Below are 19,447 nucleotides of genomic sequence, written 5' to 3'. Positions count from 1 at the left end.
GGTGTTTAAAATGTTGACTAATTGGGATGAATGGTATATTCAAAAAGATAGCCGGCAGAGGCACTATTCGCTGTCTACCGGCTGTGGTCTTGCATTCACCCTCTTTATTAACTCAAAAACTTTGCATTGGGTCACCCATCTGCATGTCGTTGTTATTATTCGGTTTTTTCTTTTTGAACAGGGAAGCGTCGAATTTACCGAAGCGGTAGCTGAAGTTGAGCTTCAGGATACGGGATTCGCGCTTGCGGATGTAATCCTGTGCGAAAGCAGGCGTAGCCTGGTTCAGTTCATACTGGCGTGTATTGAAAACGTCAGACAGGCTGAGCGTGAGCGAGGCGGCTTTGTTCTTCAGGAAGTCCTTGCGTACCGCCACATCCACCGTACTGAAGCCTTTGATGGTACCCTGTGAAGAAGTAGGGATCATCATAAAGCCACCGCCACGGCCGCCGCCACCGCCGGAAGCGGGCAGTGCGATCGTAGGCGCCTGGTAACTGCCGGTCACCTGTACGGTGAAATTGGCCGGCAGCTTAGTTTCTGAATTGATCTTCGCGAGCCAGCTGAAACCGCTGTTGTTGAAGTGTTGTCCATTGCTGTTCACCTTCATATCTGTCTGGTACAGGTTCACATTGGAAGTAAGGTCCCAGCCTTTGAGGATCTGGTTTTTCAGCGTGATCTCCGCACCGTAGGAATTACTTCTGTTGGCGTTGATAAACTGCGTGAGCAGTGTATCGGCGCCAATCGGCGTGCTGATGGTGGAGATCATATTATTCACATTACGGAAGTATACGCTTCCCAGCAGGTTGGCGTTCTGCCAGTTTTTAGCATAGGAAAACTCCAGACTGTTGATGTATTCCGGTTTCAGGTTGGGATTACCTTCCCGCTGGTTCTGCGGATCGCTGTAATCACGATAAGGTATCAGCTGGAAGAAGTTCGGCCTGTTTACCCGGCGGGAATAGTTCAATTGTAATTCCTGGTCATGCTTCAGCTTCTGCGACAGGTATACGCTCGGGAAGAAGCCTGGTACCGCTTTGGTGGGTTTGTAATGCACGCCCTGGTTTTCGCCGGCGTACACATATTGTTCCACACGCAGACCTGCCTGATAGCCGAAGTTGCCCATAGTATTGGAAAAATTCGCATAACCGGCGTAAATCTCCTCGTTGTATTTGTAGGCGGTAGACAGCATGGCATTGGGAATAAAGTGCCCGTTGAGGGTGTCTTTGTCGAATACCTGGTAATCGCTGGTATAATCGCGCAGCGTGACTTTCGCGCCGGTTTCCAGTTTACCGTTTTTGCCTACCGGGTTGGTATAATCTGTCTGGATGGTGATGAAAGTGGTTTTGCCGGCAGACGTATTAGTCTGGTACAGCGGCTGACCGAGCGGTGTTCCCTGCGCGTTCATGGCCTGGGTGAGGTAATCGCCGTTACGGTTGTTGGAGCTTCTGTTGTAGTTGAAGTCGGCTGTCCATTCTTTATTAGGTTTGGCATAGGTATGCTTGAAACCCAATGCTGTGGTGTAATTGCGGAAACCGAACTTGTTGTTGTTCCGGCGGTCGCTCTGGCCGGTGATATTGTGCTGACTGTTGGAGAAGGTGCTGAGGAGGTCTTCATTGTTTTTGAAGTCGCCCGCAACGATGTTCTGCGACAGCGAGATGGTATTGCGGTTATCGATCTGGTAATCCAGGCCGAAGCGGCCGAACTGGAACAGCGGTTTACTGTTGCTGTTGCTGTTCTGCAGCAGGAAGCTGGTATCGGCGGCAGTGCCGCTTTTGTAGTTGCTGCGGGAGGTGTTGCCTTCGCCCCAGCTTCTGTTGGCGTTGAGGTTGTAGTTGGCGAATACGTTGAACTTACCCTGACGGATGTTGATGTTACCGCCGGCATTGTATTTATTGCCGGTGCCGATGCCCGCCTGTACGGAGCCATTGAAGCCGGCTTTCCGGTTTTTCTTCAGGATGATGTTGAGGATACCGGACATGCCTTCTGCATCGTACCGTGCAGAGGGGTTGGTGATCAGTTCCACGCTTTCGATCGCGTCGGCGGGTATCTGATCGAGGGTGAGCGTGGAGGGTTTACCATCCACAAAGATATTAGGGGCCGCATTGCGTACGCTGACGTTGCCGTCGAGGTCCACATTGACGGAGGGTATATTTTTGAGTACATCGGTGGCGGTACCGCCTACGCTGGTGAGGTTACGTTCCACGTTGAACACCTTTTTGTCGATGCCCATGGTGAAGGCGCTTTTCCGGCCGGTCACTTCCACGCTTTGCAGGGTTTTTACGTTGGGCTGCATTTTAATGTTGCCCAGGTCCTGTTCGGTGGTTTGCGGGGTAATGCTTACTTTTTTCTGCAGACCGGTATAGCCCATGAAGTTGATGCGTACGAGGAAAGGGCCGAATGGTAGACTTTCCAGGTTAAATTCACCGTTGGGCTTTGTCAGCATACCGGTCACCACGGAAGAGTCGCGCTGCCGCAGCAGGGCTACAGAAGCATATGGGATGGGTTTGCCATTGGAGGCGTCTATCAGTTTCCCGTAAAGCCTGCCTATCTGCGGCATGTCCGGCCGTGTTTTGGCGCCCTGTCCGTTGGCCGCAGCCGCTGGTTTGCCGGCTACGGGCGCCTGAGCGAAGGATTGTACCTGCCACATTAAAATGCCGGCAAGGAGTAAATACCGTTTTTTCATCCTGCTGTTTTTTATCCGCACTGTTTGTCAGATTTCAGCAAATGTATCGGTGGGTAGTGGTGAATGGTCGGATATTGTGATGAATGGAATTTTTTCCGCAGGAAATCAAAAAAATGACCCTTAGAAGGTCTTAACAGTAGTTAACAATGCTTTCCGGTTAACAGTAGTTAACAGTGCGCGGCGCTTCCTTCAGGAGGCGCCGCTAAACAGGGCGATTAAAAAATAAACAGGAGTATCAACGCCAGAAGGCCGCAACAGAAGCCTGTGAGGGCGCCCAGTAGTTTAAATTTGGCAATTCCGTCTCCCAGCATTTGCTGACTGATTTGTTGCAGTTGTTCTGCGGAGATACCGGCTACTTTATCGGCTACCATTTTTTCGATGTTCAGGTCTTTCTCTACATTGTCGAGATACTGACTGATCATCACGGGGAACAGGGTATCGAGTTCTGCCACGAGATGTGATTTGATCTGGTTCACGATGCTGTCGCCGATGAACATGGAGAGGACCGGCATGGCTTTAGGCAGTTTCTCCCGGAGGAAAGTATCGAGATGCGCTTCTACCAGCGGAATAATATTTTTTATTTTTTCAGGATCTGTCAGTTTGGATTTGATGGTGCTGAAGGAAAGCTGCTGTCCTGCGAAAGCACCCAGTTGTTGTGCCAGGGCCTGTTGCCGTTTCGGAAGAATGCTGGTGAAGAACGTGTGCGCGGCCAGGTGATGGATAAACCAACCCAGCAGGGCTGTGACAACGGGTATCAGACAGGAGGCTATAATGGGAAGCAGATAATTCATTGAATGGAAATGTTATTTACAATGTTGCGAAGATACTCTCCCTCTATTGAAATTTCTCTATCGAAAGCATCAAAAAAAATAAAACATTATAAAACGAAAAAAGGCTTCTGTGTAAGAAGCCTTTTTCATTTTCGGGTGATTGAGGGGTCTCGAACCCCCGACCCTCAGAACCACAATCTGATGCTCTAACCAACTGAGCTACAACCACCGTTTTGTCCCTTCCAGCGTGTGTTATTTCGTTGTTGGGAGTGCAAAGATAACACAAAGCTTTTTTAAATTCCAAATACTTTTCGAAATTTTTTTTCAGAAAGTTATATATCATGAAAAAACAGGGAGTGATATGATAATCATTGCAGTACATTTTATCCCGCCGATGCTTGTTATTATATACTAATGTAATCCGCACCAGATGGCGTTTTGAGGCTTTGCGTGCTGTATTAAAAGGCGTATCTTTGCGCACTTCCCATTATAATTCCCATTTTATCAAGTTGTTGAAAGTCAACAGAATGTTTGGTTGATGGCCACACAGAGCAGGCTTATTTCAGGCTGTTCGCTGTCCACAGGGGAGAGATATGTTAGCCCGGATGGCAAAACGATGGAAAAATGACAAAACTCCCCGGACCCGGCCATAAGAAAGTTAAAATCGTTTAATAATTAATTGTATATATATTATGGATCAGCTTAAATTGAAGTTACAGGAGTATTATCAGCGTTACCAGCAGATGGAGCAGAAGGTAAAACCTGGCAAAGAGGAGCCTGCGAAAGAGGAGGTGCTGGACCTGGAAAATGATATTCTCACACAGTTTGGATTACCTACATCGCGCCGCTTTGTACAGATTCTGCATGACTTTGTACATCACAGCCAGGTGAGTGACCAGCTGTTGGATTATGTGAGCAAGAAATTACGGTCGGCCGCCCGAAAGTACCTGCTGGCCCCGGTAATGTCCGACGTGGAACTGCTGGAGCAGGCGCGTGACCAGAAGCGCAGCCCTTACGACGTATTGCCCGAACTGGGTTATCCGGCGCAGGAATACGCCCTCTTTCTGATAGGAGAATTATATTACCGTCGCAACATGGCGGCAGCAGATATCCTGGAAGAACTGAAAAAAATGCAGCACTTCCACAGCTGGAATGACCTTGCCCTGTTGAGCAAGATGAACAATTATTCTCATCATGAGTTATACGCCAAGCTCAAAAAACATGAGCTGCGTTTCATCGATGATTATATCCAGCACAGCCGCCGCCAGGAAACAGCGCGGCTGGTGAACAAACGTCCCACCCCGGCGGAAGAAGGCTACAAGCCCGACTATAAAACCATTACCAAGGTGCAGGTGGAAGACATCATCTTTGATGAACACACGACGCCCAGCCTTTTTGGTAAAATAAAAAGCGGCAGGGGATATACCCGTATCACCATCGGGCTGGAGTTTTCCGAGCTGAACCAGATTCTTATGAGCAGCGACGGGCTGGGCGTGGAGATCAGCAACCACATCAAAAAACGGTTAGCCAACCCTGCAGCGGAAAAACCGACGGTAATCGATATACGGGCAGAATTTGGTGATGTTTTAAAGCTGGATAATTGTTATCTTGAAGTGTATAAGCCACAGCATCGCGAAGGCAATAAATGGGTGGAAGACAAAGACAACTTCTACTTTGTGGATAAAATACTGACTAAAAAAGAATATGAGAAGCGCACCAAAGAAGCAGAGGTGCAGCGCAAGATACAGGAATGCCTGGAGCTCATCGGCGGTTCTTACGTCTACTATCAGCGGCTGCGCCGCCTGGGTATCACCGACGATGAGGCTAAACTGAGAGCAGGCCTTCAGGATGAGCTATTGTTCAAGCTATCATTTTTCCTGAATAAGGTAAAGGAATAGTTTTTTTGTTGTGATGTTTTTATGCAGCGAAGACACCTGTCTTCGCTGCTTTTTTTATACCACCTGCGTGAAGTGATGGGCTGAGATATAGAAGCCCTGTTCATGATACAGCCGGTGTGCCGGCCACAGGCCGTGCCCGGAATCCAGCTGTATAATAGAGAGTCCCTCTTCTTTTGCGATCTCCCGGATGTAATACAGCAGCAGCGTGGCATAGCCCTGCGCGCGGCAGGAGGGATGGGTGGCCAGGTCATCGATATAAATAAAGCGGCCGCTATGGAGATTATGTTTGTGCCGGTAACCTGCTATAGCGGCTACTTTTGAAGGATCATCGTCTGCTGTTAAATACAGAAGATGGTAGCCTTCCAACTGCATTTCCCGTATCTGCGGCAGCACTCTTTCAGGCGCTATATGCGGGCGTAGGGAGAGGATGACCTCGCGGCAGGCCAGTATTTCGGCGTCGGTGACGGCTGTTCTTACTGTTCTCATTTGGCGGTTGTTGGATAATGTTGGCCCGGTATCCGGCGGGTAGCTATCCCGATACGGTTCCAGGCATTAATACAAATAATATGCATCAGCAGTTGAGCGGTGGTTTCCATGCCGAAGCAGGCCAACGCTTTGTTGTAAGTCTCCTCCGTCAGCCCCTGTTCACTGATAAAGGTCACTTCATCTGTCATGGCCAGTATGATCCTCTCTTCTTCGGTGAACTGTGGCGATTCACGCCATGCATTGAGTAACAATTGACGCTCTGTGGTTTCCCCGAGTTTACGGGCGTCGGCAGCGTGCTTGTCGAGGCAATAGGCGCAGCCGTTGAGCTGCGAAGCCCTTACTTTGATCATCTCGCGGTGTAACGGGGACACGTTGGTGGTGGTCGTGTATTTGTCCATCGCCACCATCGTTTTGAAGGCTTCCGGCTGCACCTCCTGCATAAAAAATCTTTCTTTCATCACGATTGTTTTTGCATTATTGATACTGTAAAATTAGTTTTGCCTGGACTATTCATGTAGTCCAGATTTAAATCGATCAATAGTCCAGATGCTACCATATAAAACACTGATCGCTATCGACCGGGAGGCGCGGCAACCGGTATATCAGCAGATTGCGAACCGCTTTGCCAGCCTGATCAGGGAAGGTGTGCTGAAGCCGGGGCTGTTGTTGCCCGGCAGCCGTGTACTGGCGTTACAGTTAGGCCTGCACCGTAAGACGGTGGTAGCGGCATACGACGAACTGGTGAGCCAGGACTGGGCCACCGCCCTTCCGAGAAAGGGTGTGATGGTTGCGACCAACCTGCCGGATGTCAAGCCTCGTTCCTTTCAGGCGCCGGCATCTCCGTATACCGCGGGGCCGGGGTTTTCTTTTAACCGTATTCCATCTGTGGTCACTTCCCGCTACGACCGGCTACAGCCCGGTCAGCTGATCATCAACGATGGTTTTGCCGATATGCGGGAGGCGCCGCTGGAAGCGTGGATGAAAGAGAGCCGTGCGCTGGTCCGCCGGCCGCGCTATCACCAGCGGCTCACCTATGGTTCTGCGATGGGCAGCCTGCACCTGCGGCAGCAGCTGGTGCATTACCTGACGTATACGCGCGGCCTTTCGCTGTCGGCCGACAATGTAATGACTACCCGGGGTGCACAGATGGCCATCTACCTGACCGCCGCCATGCTGCTGAAGAAAGGGGACTACGTGATCGTGGGCAGCCCCAATTATTTTTATGCCGACCTGTGCTTTGAACAGCTGGGCGCCCGCCTGTTGCGCGTGCCCACAGACGCAGAGGGCATCGATGTGGAAGCAGTAGGAAGGCTGTGCCGTGCCCATAAAGTGAAGATGCTGTATGTGATCCCGCACCATCACCACCCAACAACGGTTACGCTCAGCGCAGAACGCAGAATGCGGCTGCTGGACGTTATCCGCACCCACCGGCTGGCCGTGCTGGAAGATGATTACGACTACGATTATCATTACAGTTCTGCGCCCATATTGCCGCTGGCCAGTGGAGACCATGGCGGCAACGTGATCTACGTAGGTTCTTTTACCAAACTGCTCGGGCTCTCCATCCGCAGCGGCTTCCTCGTGGCCCCGGCGCCGTTCCTCGAAGAAATGGCCAGGCTGCGCAAACTGATGGACCTCCAGGGAGACAACCTCCCGGAAGAAACACTGGCGGCCCTCCTGGCCGACGGGACCATCGACCGGCACCTGAAAAAATCGAACAAGCTGTATCATGAGCGGCGCGATCAGCTCACGCAACTGCTGCAAAACCGCCTGGGTGACAAGGTACGCTTTACCGAACCTGCTGGTGGCATGGCCACCTGGCTTACCTTCCACAAACGATACCCATTGACACAGGTGGCCGTGAAGGCTGCTTCCATGGGCCTCCTGATGAGCAACGGGGAACAGTATGGGCACGGCACAACATCACTGAACGCCATCCGGTTTGGCTTCGCGTCGCTGAACAACAGGGAACTGACGAAAGCGGTGGGTATCCTTGAAAAAGTGCTCACGCAAAGCGCGCAAAGATTTGATAAATAGATAAAGAACGCAAAGGGTCGACGACCATATTTTGTTATTCAACTAATGTCGACGATAAAATATAGCCTTCGATCCTTTGCGTTCTTAATTTATTTCAAAACGTAATCTCTTTATCAAATCTTTGCGCGCTTTGCGTGAAAGTATTAAGTTTGATACCAAAAATAGCAACACATGGAAGAACTGACACTGGGCGTGGGTTCAAGGGTACAGCACGCACATTTTGGACCGGGCGTTATTGTAGGCGTTAAATACGCACAGTACCGCGTCACTTTTATGGACCATGGTATCAAAATGATCGACAAAACAGACCCGCTGTTTGAGGTGCTGGTCGCCGAAAACCAGACGGCTGAAGTGGAAACGGTATCGGACATGGAAACGTCTTTACTGAAGATACTGCGTTTATGGGGCGGTATAACAGAGGTGGTGCCGCTGGGCGATCGCTGGCGGAACGGTACGATGGTGCTGCAACCGGGCGATTCTACCCTGAAAGCGAAAGAAGTGCCAATCGAAACATTTTTTCACAAGATCGTGATGCTGCGCGACCGGTTACGGGTGCTGGAGCAGAATATCAACAGCCATAAGGTGCTGACAGACGAAGAGAAGATCAACCTGCAGCAGTATATCACCCGTATTTACGGATCGCTCACTACTTTCAACGTATTGTTCAGGGATAAAGAACATTGGTTTACCGGCGAAAAGGGCGGTAACGACTAATGCCCGCCGGCAGGGTATATGTGATCGAGCGCCCACCGGTATGCATCGATGGAGTGGTGCACGAAAATATTTTTACCGTCGAACGGAAATTTTTCATCATATCCCTTTACCGGGTATAAAATTACCGGCGTACCTGCCGGGGTATAATTGTGGCTGTTGACAAAAATGGGACGGTTATACTCCGGCAGTACTTTTTTTACGCGACCGTACACCATTTTGCCCAGTACCCGCTGAAAGCGGCGGCTGGCCTTCCTGGCGGGGCGGTTGAGACGCCCGTACATGTAGGACAGTGCCACCCGTGCCGGGAATTTCTGTTTGCGGAAAGCTTTTTTGATGTCAGCGAAAGGGTTGATGGTGCTGAAGTCGGTGGGTGTCTGTATGGAGAAAGGCACTTCCGGCACCCAGTCCCGTCCGTTGACCACCCTGAGCCCCCAGCCGCCGCGGGTGATGTAATCATAGTCATACGCATAGAACAGGTTGCCCGGTTTGGGTGCCGCGCTGCAGTAGGTTTTAAAGACGATGTCTTTTGGCAGACCGTCGAAGTATTGCAGGTAGGAGCGCACCAGGAAGGCAATAGCGCCGCCCTGACTATGCCCGGTGATAATAAATTCGTGTATGCCTTCCTGATAGGCGTGTTTAATTTGTTGTACGATGTCCGGCGCCATGGCGCCGAGGCCCAGCAGCCAGCCGGCATGTACAAACGCTTTGTCGTCTTCCGCCAGTTTATAGGAGAAGGTAGTACTGTCATTTAGCTGCAGTGTTCCTTTGGCGCTGATCATACCGGCGTAGAAGTTTTCCATCCAGGAGGTGGCGGTACCGTTAGTGCCTCTGATGGAGATAACGCCGAGGCCCCGGCTGCGGTTGACCCAGAAGTCCCAGCGGTTTTTGAGGCCAGTCTCCGGGGAACGGTAAACGACGCGGAAGTTTTCCGGTGCCTTGGCATTGCTTTGTTCCAGTGACGTATCCCGTTGCAGGGAGCTGAGATCGAGCAGTTCATGGTATTCCCGGGGATTAAAATGTGGCGCCAGGTGTTGTGCAGAGAGGGCCTTTACGGTAAAAACTAAAAATAGAAAACAAACCAGTGAAATGCGGAACATCATGAGAAATTACGAATTGCCAATTATGATTTACGAATAGAACAACAGTGTAATGAAAAATCTTTAGATGAAACTACAACAATTATGAGGATTATGTTGTTCTAAAAGCGTTTAACTTCCGGCCTTAAATCAAAATTTATGTCCAAGAGAATAGAACACGATTTTTTGGGGGAGAAAGAGATACCGCAGGATGTGTATTATGGTATTCAGACACTTCGTGCGTTGGAGAATTTTCACATTACCGGTATACCGCTGAAGGTGGAGCCGCTTTTTGTAAAGAGCCTGGGGTATGTGAAGAAGGCGGCGGCTATGGCCAACCGGGATTTGGGAGTGCTGGACAAAAATATTGCAGAATACATTATCCGGGCCAGTGACCGGGTGATCAACGGGGAGTTTGACAATCAGTTCCTGAGCGATCTGATACAAGGTGGCGCCGGTACTTCCGTGAATATGAATGCCAACGAGGTGATCGCCAATGTGGCCCTGGAGATGATGGGCAAACAGAAAGGGGAGTACGAATTCTGCCACCCTAACAACCATGTGAACTGTTCACAGTCCACCAACGATGCTTATCCTACTGCTTTTCGTATAGCCCTGATCCTGAAGCTGACCGTTTACAAAGACGAGCTGGGCAAGCTGGCAGATGCGTTTGATACAAAGGGGAAAGAGTTCCAGAACGTACTGAAGATGGGGCGTACACAACTGCAGGACGCCGTGCCTATGAGCCTTGGTGATGAGTTCCATGCTTTTGCCATCAACCTGAAAGAAGAGCTTTCCAGGGTAGACAGCAGTAAGCGGCTGATCGCTGAGATCAACATGGGCGCTACCGCTATCGGTACCCGTGTGAATGCGCCGGAGGGATATGCGGAGCTGGTGACGCAATACCTGTGCGAGGTGACCGGGCTGGACCTGAAGCTGGCCGAGAACCTGATTGAGGCAACCAATGATACCGGTGCTTATGTGCAGCTTTCCGGTGTGCTGAAACGCACAGCCGTGAAGGTGTCCAAAATATGCAATGACCTGCGTTTGTTGTCATCCGGGCCACGGGCTGGCCTCAACGAAATAAACCTGCCGCCGATGCAGCCCGGATCTTCCATTATGCCGGGCAAGGTAAACCCGGTGATACCGGAGGTGGTGAACCAGACCGCCTATTATGTAATTGGCGCCGATCTGACTGTGACCATGGCGGCGGAAGCAGGGCAACTGCAGCTCAATGTCATGGAACCGGTGATCTCTTTTGCACTGTTTACCGCCATTACCTATATGGGCAATGCCTGCCGCACCCTTCGGGAAAAATGTATCCTGGGTATTACGGCCAATGCCGAACATACCAAACAGATGGTGATGAACAGCATCGGTATTGTAACCCAGCTGAACCCGATCCTCGGATATGAGAAATCCGCCGGCATCGCCCGCGAGGCGCTGGAAACCGGTAAGTCCGTGCACGATATCGCCGTGAAAGAGAAAAAGCTGATCACACAGGAGAAATGGGACGAGATCTTTACGTTTGACAACATGATCAGACCACAGTTTATCAACCACTAACTGTTTTTAAAATAATAGCTGCGCAATGTGATATTTTGAAGATTTGTGCGAATAATTATAGCAGGAAGATGACTGTACCCCCCAACAGGGTTTTACAATAGAAGCCGGTGCCGCATCCGGGTGTGGTACCGGCTATGTAACCATAATAACCATAATAGTTACAAGCATAATAGTTACTATAATCACGATAATCACAATCACTGCAATCACTGCAATAACCATCATATTTACATAACCACAAACCGCCGGTGGGCATCACAGGCATGAAGCCGCAGGTAGAATGTTACCGGCTTGAAACCGCCGGTAGGACATCGCCGGCACAAAATAGCCGGTTGGAAACAGTATCAGAAATAGTATAGAATAGGGTTATAGGTTATAAAATACTATTGGTTTTGAGTATCTTCAGCAGCAGATATTATTTTATATGATCTGGTTAGAGTTCGCAATATTACTCGCCGCTATCCTGGTGGGAGCCCGCATGAAAGGCATTGGCCTTGGGGTAATGGGCATGGTGGCGTTGGCGGTTTATATCTTTATTTTCCGCATGCGGCCGGCTGATCCGCCGATAGATGTGATGCTGATCATCCTGGCGGTAGTGACTACCGCTGCCACCCTGCAGGCTGCCGGTGGGATGGACTACCTGGTGCGGCTGGCGGAGAAAATATTGCGGAGCAAACCTTCCCTGATTGTTTTACTGGGTCCCCTGGTCACTTATATTTTTACGCTTTTTGCGGGGACCGCCCACATTACCTACTCGCTGCTGCCGATTATTGCGGAAGTATCTACCAAGAAAAAAATAAGACCGGAGCGTGCGCTGAGCATTTCCGTGATCTCTTCGCACCTGGCGATTACCGCCAGTCCTATCTCTGCGGCCACCGCTGCGCTGCTGACCATTCTCAGCGGTAAAATTGAACTGCTCGATATTCTGCGGGTATGTATCCCGGCCACCATCATCGGCACGCTGGCGGGTGTTGTGGTATGCTGGAAAAAAGGCAAGGAGCTGGCGAAAGATCCGGTGTTCCTGGAAAAAATGAAAGACCCTGACTTCGCCGCCAGCATAGAGGCGGACGTCCAGGAAAGCAAAGCCCCGCTGCTGCCGGGCGCCAAGGCATCGGTACTGATATTTGGACTGGCCGTGCTGCTGATAGTGCTCGTAGGCGCCTTTCCCAATATGCTGCCTTCCTTTGGGGAAGGGAAAAGCAATATGGCCGTAGACACCACGGGGCATATCAAAATGGCTGCGGTCATTGAACTGGTGATGCTGGCCGCTGCCGCCGCCATTATGCTTTTTTGCCGTACCACGGCTGCCGCTGTGGCTAAAGCCAGCCTTTTTAACTCCGGTGCGCAGGCGGTCGTATCTATCTTCGGTGTGGTATGGATGAGCGCCACCTTTATGCAAACCAACACCGGTATTATTGAAAGCACATTGGGCAACATGGTGAGAGCGGCCCCCTGGACGTTTGCCATCGCCCTGTTCATATTGAGCGCTTTACTCTTCAGTCAGGCTGCCACTACCAAAGCCCTCATGCCGCTGGGCCTGTCCCTCGGCATCCTGCCGGCCCACCTGGTAGCCATGTTCCCTGCCGTAAACGGGGATTTTTTCCTGCCAGGTTATCCGACGCTGCTGGCGGCCATTAATTTTGACCGTACCGGTAGCACCCAGATCGGAAAATACCTGGTCAACCATAGCTTTATGATTCCGGGGATTGTCAGTGTAGCCGTATCCGTTGCCGCCGGTTTCTTTCTGGCTGGCATCCTTCTATAGACGACCTTATTTTTTCTTTAACTCCCAAACTTAACCTTTATGCATATCCGCAATTGGCTGGTAGCCTGCATGATGTTGTTTCCGCTTGCTGCAATAGCACAGCACCAGGAATCGAAGAAAGATACGCTCTATAAACCCCTCATTCCCATTAATAAAGTAGCGTTGCTCAACAACATGGACTTTATCGCCAATATGCGCTACGCCTTCCGGAATGAGTTTGATGAAGGTACCTACACCGGCTCGCGTTTTGTCAATGAACAGTTCCGGCTGGAAATAAAAGGGAAAGTACTTGACAAACTCTATTTCCGCTTCCGTGACCGATATACCCGCGACCCCGCCACCCAGTCGGTAGACAATATCAGCCGCTCCACCGATCTGGCCTATCTGCGCTTCGACCCCGGCAAGCACTGGAGAATATATGCAGGTAAACTATGCGCAGACTGGGGCGGCGTGGAATTTGACGATAACCCCATACAGATCTACGAATACTCCGACATCATAGAAAACTCGGACAACTTCCTGTCCGGCGCCGGTGTAGGGTATCTGCCCAACAACAACAACGAATTTACCTTTCAACTGCTCAACAGCCGCACCAAAACCTTTAAAGAACTGTACGATTCCCTTCCCGGCATCCAGGAGAGTAAATTCCCCTTCGCTGCCGTGATCAACTGGCGCGGACATCTGTTCAACGGAAAAGTGGCTACCATCTGGTCCTACAGCATTTTCAAGGAAGCTACCCACCAGTACATGAATTACATCGCATTGGGTAACTCGCTGATACTGCGCAATTTCAAACTGGACTATGATTTTAAGCTGAGCCTGGAAAACCTGGACCGAAAGTTCATCGTCTCTAATTGGATACCCGATATAAAAGCCGTGCAGGGCGTGACCTACATGAGCCACTGGGTAAGGGCCGACGTGCGGTTGAACAGGATCGTACACCTGACCGCTACAGGATTCGTGGATTTCGCCTACTGGAACGGTAACCCCGATCCCAATAGAGAAAAGAAACTCCGCACGGCATGGGGTTACGTGCCGGCCATCGAAGTGTATCCGTTTGATAAATACGACCTGAAAATTTTCCTGAACATGGTCGGCCGGGTGTACCGGTATACCGATTACGCACAAACGAAATTCGGACTGGTGAATGATGATACTTACCGGGTGTCGCTAGGATTTATTACGCCGCTGCTGATCCTGTAACCTCGCTGGCTAGGTTCGTTCACGCAAAGGCGCTAAGCAGCAAAGGAGCAAAGATTTTTTTAAGTTTTAATAAGAAAGCAAAGGAGCGGAGATCAAATCGATTTGATCTCCGCTCCTTTGCTTTCTCTGCTCGCTGATATTTTATCCTTTGCGTCTTTGCTGCTTAGCGCCTTTGCGTGGTTAGAACTCCTGTTCAAACTTGCCTACAGTGCCTTCGTCGGTAATACCCTGTACCACTACGCGGAAGCGTTTAGAGAAATCGTTGTTGTAAAATTCTACTTTGGCGGTATGTGTCAGCGTATCTACCGGCACGTTCGGGCTCCAGTACAGCGTCAGGCGTTTGTCGGGCAGCGCGTGCACTTCTTTTTTCACGGAGTAGTCCGGAGAGTAGAAGGTTTTCACGATGGCATAACCGGCCTTTTTATACAGCTGGAAACCTTTGATAGACGGGTCGTTGGCCGGCGGGTTGTCGCCGCCTTTTTTGGTATATACCGCAATAGCGCCGTTAGCACCGCCGAAGCCACCCATAAATGGTGGACGGAATACCTTGATCAGGGCCACGTCATTGATGCTGAGGGTGCTCAGCATGCTTACGTCGGTCTGCATTTCGTTGAGATACAGGCCGGGCTTGCCACCGCGCCAGGAGAGCGCCGGGTTGCTGAGGTCACCGGTGATCTGTAAGCCTGCCACTTTAGACTGAAGATACTGGAAGATATTGTAGGCAGTAGGGTTCTCTTTGGTGAGGTCAAAGGTATAACCATCACCGCCGGAGAACATACCGGAAGTATACCGTTTTTCCGTAGTTTCTTCCGGCTTGATTTTTTTAGCATTTACATTTACTTCCTGCAGGTATACCGTCTTGTTGTTGATAGCGCGGTTGACCTTGTTACTTTCTGCGGCGGTGGCGAGGAACAGCTTCAGGGAGTTGTTGTCTATCGCCGGCGGAACGCGCAACGGGTAAGGTATTTTTACCTGGGTGGCGCGATCAAAGAAGTGGATGTCAAACTTCACGTTAACGTCTTTGCTCTTTTTGGCGTCGCTGCCCTGATAGTAGATGTAAGCTGTATCAGGGAACACCATGTTGGCGATGTTGAACTGTCCTTTCTCGTCGATCGGGGCGGAAGCGAACATGGAAGAACTGTCAACCGGCAGTTTGATGATCATATCCAGTTTGCCGCCCACGATAGGTCTGCCGTTAACGCCGGTGGTAACCCCTTTGACGCTAACGCCCTGTTCGTAAGGGTGGCGTATTTCCGGGAATTCATTTTTAGCGATTTTCTCCCAGCTGAACCTGCGCCATCCGTTGGTCATCATCACCAGGTCAAGCGCCTGCAGGGTGGCTGGGTTGGTATCCTTGAAATACCAGTTGGGATTGTATACGAATCCTTTGATATCGGAAGTAAGGAGCAGCGTAGACACGATGTCGGCCGCGTTTTTATCTACGGGTACGGCGTCGGCATCGGTGACGGCCACGGAGATATTGGACTGCAGCGTGTCGGGAAGGCGCAGCACAAAAGTACTTTTCTTGCGTGGCTCGCGGGCTACGTCAGACTCCAGTATGTCCATTTCCATACGGTCGTTGCTGCGTACGAAAGAAAGACGTTCTGCGAGCGGTGCGCCGTTGCTGCCAAACAGGGTGATCTGGAGGATGCCGCTGGGTAGCTTGTCGGCCGGAATGAAGCCGCTGATACGCCCTTCAGATACATCGAGAAGCGCTTTGTATACCAGCTGCTGGCCCATCTGTGCGATAACGACCAGCTTGTTCATCGCGGTATCGCCCATATTGGCGGGGACCGCCTGGTAAAAAATACGGGCGCCTTTGTTGAACACTTTCAGGGACGCGCCGGTAGCCTGGGCTACAGGCAGCGTAAAGGTTTTGCTTTGCCCTTTGGCGCTTTTTACCACGGCCTGGTAGGCATCCGGGCCGGCGGTCGGGGTAACTTCGAAGGTGCCCATACCATCATGTATGGATTTGATGGCGGTATTTTTAGGATCTTTTATGGTGCCGGTCACCTCGATCGGATAACCGTTGTTGTCAATCGCTTTGAATGCCACGGTGTTAGGCTGGCCTGCAATGAGGTTGCCTCCTTCCGGGAAAAACTGTACGGAGAAGTCGGCAGCGGTGCTGTCAGCTGCAGGACCGCCTTTCTTTGCCGGATCAAATATCTCGATGGTACGGGTATAAGTGAAGGCCGGGTCAAAGTTGAGCATCCAGGCGGTGTAGGCCCTCAGCTGGTATACGCCGGGCTTCTGCGCTTCCGGGAGTTCGAAGTTCCCGGGGGCGCCGGCGTTGAAAACGGCAAACAGTTTCTTTTGTACGATGTTGTTATTCTTGTCGAGCAGCTCTACATACAGGTTGGTCGCCTGCGTGGAGGGGAGGCCCTGGAGGGTCACATAACCTTTGAACCAGATCGTCTCGCCGGCGGCATAGTAGTCTTTGTCCAGATGCAGGAATACTTTCTCCTGCGGGAAGCGGTTGTTGTATTGTTGTAAAGCCTGAACCAGGTGATCCGACCAGTCGGCTGGTGGCGGCATGATAGCCACGGCGCCCATAACTCCGGCCAGCAGGGTAGCGGGTATCATCCACTTCAGGTGACGTCTCTTTTTGGTATTGTGCACTTGCATGAACTGTATTTTGAGCCGAAATAATGGATATAATAATAGGACAAATATAAACTTACGAAAGAATAAACGGTAAGATTACGGCAGGTTTGTTATTATTGCGTCTTCAAGCGTTGGTTTTAACAAGATTTTAATGAGTGCAATCCGGAAAAGATTAGTGGTGGCCGGCGGCGGTGCGGCCGGTTTTTTTTGTGCGGTCAATGCGGCGCGTTTATGCCCGTCGCTGGAAGTAGTGTTGCTGGAGAAAACCGGTAAACTGTTATCCAAGGTAAAAGTGAGTGGCGGCGGCAGGTGTAATGTGACGCACAATGCGCCCGATATCACGTATATGACTAAACGTTATCCCCGCGGACAACATTTTGTACGGAAGGCTTTCTCCCGCTTTTTTGTGACGGATACCATCGAATGGTACGCCGAAAGAGGGGTGAAACTGAAGGCAGAAGCAGACGGGCGCATGTTCCCGGTGACGGATGATTCACAAACGATTATCGATTGTTTGCTGCGGGAGGCGGACAAATACCATGTAAAGGTTGAAACCAATAAAGAGGTGACCACGCTGGAAAAGAGCGCTGACGGGCGTTGGCTGCTGCAGTTGCAGGATGGCCGCTCGCTGACGGCGGATTTTGTCTGTGTGGCTGCCGGCGGGTATGCACAGGCCGGCAAATTTGGCTGGCTGGCGCAAACAGGGCACACCTTTGTCCCACCGGCGCCTTCGCTGTTTACCTTCAATATGCCGGGTAATCCCATTACCTCGCTGATGGGCGTGGCCTCCACCGCACAGGTGAAAGTTGCCGGTACCAAACTACAGGAGACGGGCCCCGTGCTGATCACCCACTGGGGCACGAGCGGCCCGGCGATATTACGTTTGTCTGCCTGGGGCGCCCGGGAACTGCAAGCCATGCAATACACTTTTACGGCGGTAGTGAACTGGCTGCCCGATCACCATGAAAATTCGCTGCGGGAAGAATGGCCTTCCCTGCGCCAGGAACTGGGTAAACAGAAAATACATCATAAAAACCCGTTCGGACTACCGCAGCGGCTGTGGCAGTTCCTGCTGCTGCAAGCGGGTATTTCCGAAGAAATGCGCTGGGCGGACGTTCCGGCGAAAGACCAGAACCGGTTCATGAAGATGCTGGTCAGCATGGAGTTTCCGGTAAAAGGCAAAACCACTTTTAAAGAAGAGTTTGTTACCTGCGGCGGTGTCACGCTCAGTGAAATAGATCCCTCCACGATGGAAAGCCGGCTGGCGCCCAACCTGTTTTTTGCCGGCGAAGTAATGGATGTAGATGGTATCACCGGCGGATTTAATTTCCAGCATGCCTGGACCAGCGGCTTTATCGCTGCCAGTACCATTGCGGAACTATGATGGCCATCACAGTTTCAGGTAGTGCACTCCCGGCTCATATTCCTTCTCCAGCGAGGCCAACAGGCTTTTAAAGTCCTCCGGCTGCCGCAGAAAATCCACTTTGGTCGTATCGATAACGAGGGTACGGACGGGATGCTGCTTAATATACTGCATGTACATATCGTGTACGTTGAGCAGGTAATCGTCGGGTATCTGCTGTTCGTAGGAACGGTTGCGTTGTTTGATATTCTGCTGCAGTTTGGTAACAGGCGCGTTGAGAAATATCAGGAGTTCAGGTTGCACCAGCTGGGGATTGATGATATCAAAGAGTTTCTGGTAGAGGGAGTATTCTTCTTCCGGCAGATTAATTTTAGCAAACAGCAGGCTTTTGATAAACAGGTAGTCGGAGATGACCACCTCGGAGAAGAGGTCTTTTGTTTGCAGCATGTCTTTCAGCTGTTTATATCTTTCTGCCATGAAAAAAAGTTCCAGCGGAAAGGCATATTGCTGCGGGCGTTCATAGAAGAGGGGAAGGAAAGGGTTATCGGCAAACTCTTCGAGGATCAGTTTGGCGGAAAAATGTTTGGCCAGCATATTGGCCAGTGTGGTTTTCCCGGCGCCGATATTTCCTTCTATGGTAATGAATTTATAGTGCATGGATGAGTGTTTTTGCACGCAAAGCTGCTAAGCAGCAAAGCAGCAAAGATAAAGATTAGTTTACGTTAGGTAGACTTGCAAGACGATAGAAACTGTTGTTCCTGGCGTCTTGGCTGCTTAGCTGCTTTGCGTGCTCAGTTTAACGGCGCTCAGGTCGTCGGGACAGTCCTGCTGCAGCTGCCGTACGGTTTTGTGCAACACGGGATGCAGGTAGTCCGGAACGATTTCGGCCAGCGGTACCAGCACAAACTGGCGCAGGTGCATCCGGGGATGTGGCAGTTTCAGTTCAGGAAGGGACAGGATCTCGTCATTGAAGAAGATCAGGTCGATGTCAATCACCCGCGCGCCCCATTTCTCCTGGCGGATACGGCCAATCCGGCGTTCGATGTCCAGCAGTGTATGCAACAGCGTTAGTGCGTCCATACTGGTCTGTATTTCAATGCCCTGATTGAGATAGTCAGGCTGGTCTACGGAGCCCCACGGGGCGGTCTGGTATAAGGCGGAGGTCTTCAGCACCTCTCCGGCGGACGCGCCGATGAGCGCTACTGCCTGCTGCAGGTTGGCGACACGGTCGCCCAGGTTGCCACCTATAAGTAATATTGCTGTATTCATGTATATTCTGAAGCCCAAA

Annotated in this window: 15 protein-coding genes and 1 tRNA gene; 7 read left to right on the top strand and 9 right to left on the bottom strand. The window is 51.0% G+C overall.

The genetic code is table 11. The features are described 5' to 3' along the window. Positions 1–112: 112 nt before the first annotated feature. The 3 genes from B5D63_RS23650 to B5D63_RS23640 all read right to left on the bottom strand — a co-directional run bounded on the left by B5D63_RS23650 (position 113) and on the right by B5D63_RS23640 (position 3,676). Entirely contained in the window at positions 113–2,677 is a 2,565-nt protein-coding gene (locus B5D63_RS23650) for a TonB-dependent receptor (RefSeq protein ID WP_078671298.1), read from the bottom strand. 215 nt (positions 2,678–2,892) lie between these two features. After that, the gene (locus B5D63_RS23645) at positions 2,893–3,468 is read right to left on the bottom strand and encodes a DUF445 domain-containing protein (protein ID WP_078671297.1); all 576 of its coding nucleotides are present in this window, start codon (positions 3,466–3,468) and stop codon (positions 2,893–2,895) included. Between the two features lie 134 nt (positions 3,469–3,602). Continuing rightward, positions 3,603–3,676: transfer RNA gene (locus tag B5D63_RS23640), tRNA-His, on the bottom strand. Positions 3,677–4,139: 463 nt separating this feature from the next. Here B5D63_RS23640 and B5D63_RS23635 point away from each other — a divergent pair. Then, positions 4,140–5,345: a hypothetical protein gene (locus B5D63_RS23635; RefSeq protein WP_078671296.1), complete on the top strand. Its 1,206-nt coding sequence runs from the start codon at positions 4,140–4,142 to the stop codon at positions 5,343–5,345. 54 nt (positions 5,346–5,399) lie between these two features. Here B5D63_RS23635 and B5D63_RS23630 read toward each other — a convergent pair whose 3' ends face one another. Next, complete coding sequence (locus B5D63_RS23630) at positions 5,400–5,831, bottom strand: GNAT family N-acetyltransferase (RefSeq protein WP_078671295.1); 432 nt, start codon at positions 5,829–5,831, stop codon at positions 5,400–5,402. Next, a complete protein-coding gene (locus B5D63_RS23625; RefSeq protein WP_078671294.1) occupies positions 5,828–6,289 on the bottom strand; it encodes a carboxymuconolactone decarboxylase family protein in 462 nt (153 codons plus the stop codon). Before B5D63_RS23625 ends, B5D63_RS23630 begins: the two co-directional genes overlap by 4 nt. Positions 6,290–6,377: 88 nt before the next feature. Between B5D63_RS23625 and B5D63_RS23620 the strand changes: the two genes are divergently transcribed. Both B5D63_RS23620 and B5D63_RS23615 read left to right on the top strand, forming a co-directional pair. After that, positions 6,378–7,868 carry an aminotransferase-like domain-containing protein gene (locus B5D63_RS23620; RefSeq protein ID WP_078671293.1) on the top strand — a complete coding sequence of 497 codons (1,491 nt, stop codon included), beginning with the start codon at positions 6,378–6,380 and terminating at the stop codon, positions 7,866–7,868. A gap of 171 nt (positions 7,869–8,039) precedes the next feature. Beyond that, entirely contained in the window at positions 8,040–8,582 is a 543-nt protein-coding gene (locus tag B5D63_RS23615; protein ID WP_078671292.1) for a hypothetical protein, read from the top strand. On the opposite strand, the gene B5D63_RS23610 is transcribed toward B5D63_RS23615, so the two are convergent. Beyond that, on the bottom strand, positions 8,579–9,682 hold the full coding sequence (locus tag B5D63_RS23610) for a lipase family protein (RefSeq protein WP_078671291.1): 1,104 nt from the start codon (positions 9,680–9,682) through the stop codon (positions 8,579–8,581). The genes B5D63_RS23615 and B5D63_RS23610 overlap by 4 nt on opposite strands. A 135-nt stretch (positions 9,683–9,817) precedes the next feature. Between B5D63_RS23610 and aspA the strand changes: the two genes are divergently transcribed. The 3 genes from aspA (at position 9,818) to B5D63_RS23595 (ending at position 14,192) form a co-directional block, all read left to right on the top strand. Beyond that, entirely contained in the window at positions 9,818–11,224 is a 1,407-nt protein-coding gene (aspA, locus tag B5D63_RS23605; protein ID WP_078671290.1) for an aspartate ammonia-lyase, read from the top strand. 424 nt (positions 11,225–11,648) lie between these two features. Then, positions 11,649–12,989, top strand: coding sequence for an anaerobic C4-dicarboxylate transporter family protein (locus B5D63_RS23600; protein ID WP_078671289.1), 1,341 nt, complete (start codon positions 11,649–11,651; stop codon positions 12,987–12,989). 39 nt (positions 12,990–13,028) lie between these two features. Continuing rightward, on the top strand, positions 13,029–14,192 hold the full coding sequence (locus B5D63_RS23595; RefSeq protein WP_078671288.1) for a porin: 1,164 nt from the start codon (positions 13,029–13,031) through the stop codon (positions 14,190–14,192). 180 nt (positions 14,193–14,372) lie between these two features. Here B5D63_RS23595 and B5D63_RS23590 read toward each other — a convergent pair whose 3' ends face one another. Next, a complete protein-coding gene (locus B5D63_RS23590; RefSeq protein ID WP_078671287.1) occupies positions 14,373–16,817 on the bottom strand; it encodes an MG2 domain-containing protein in 2,445 nt (814 codons plus the stop codon). Between the two features lie 130 nt (positions 16,818–16,947). Between B5D63_RS23590 and B5D63_RS23585 the strand changes: the two genes are divergently transcribed. Continuing rightward, positions 16,948–18,180, top strand: a complete 1,233-nt coding sequence (locus B5D63_RS23585; protein ID WP_078671286.1) for a BaiN/RdsA family NAD(P)/FAD-dependent oxidoreductase — start codon at positions 16,948–16,950, stop codon at positions 18,178–18,180. 6 nt (positions 18,181–18,186) lie between these two features. On the opposite strand, the gene B5D63_RS23580 is transcribed toward B5D63_RS23585, so the two are convergent. Further along, a complete protein-coding gene (locus B5D63_RS23580; RefSeq protein WP_078671285.1) occupies positions 18,187–18,816 on the bottom strand; it encodes a deoxynucleoside kinase in 630 nt (209 codons plus the stop codon). Positions 18,817–18,933: 117 nt separating this feature from the next. Further along, complete coding sequence (gene folK, locus B5D63_RS23575) at positions 18,934–19,428, bottom strand: 2-amino-4-hydroxy-6-hydroxymethyldihydropteridine diphosphokinase (protein ID WP_078671372.1); 495 nt, start codon at positions 19,426–19,428, stop codon at positions 18,934–18,936. Positions 19,429–19,447: the final 19 nt, after the last annotated feature.

Source organism: Chitinophaga eiseniae, from assembly GCF_900167135.1.
Classification (GTDB): Bacteria; Bacteroidota; Bacteroidia; order Chitinophagales; family Chitinophagaceae; genus Chitinophaga; species Chitinophaga eiseniae.
The sequence above is the reverse complement of the archived record's forward strand: the minus strand, read 5'-3'. Positions and strand labels throughout refer to the sequence as shown.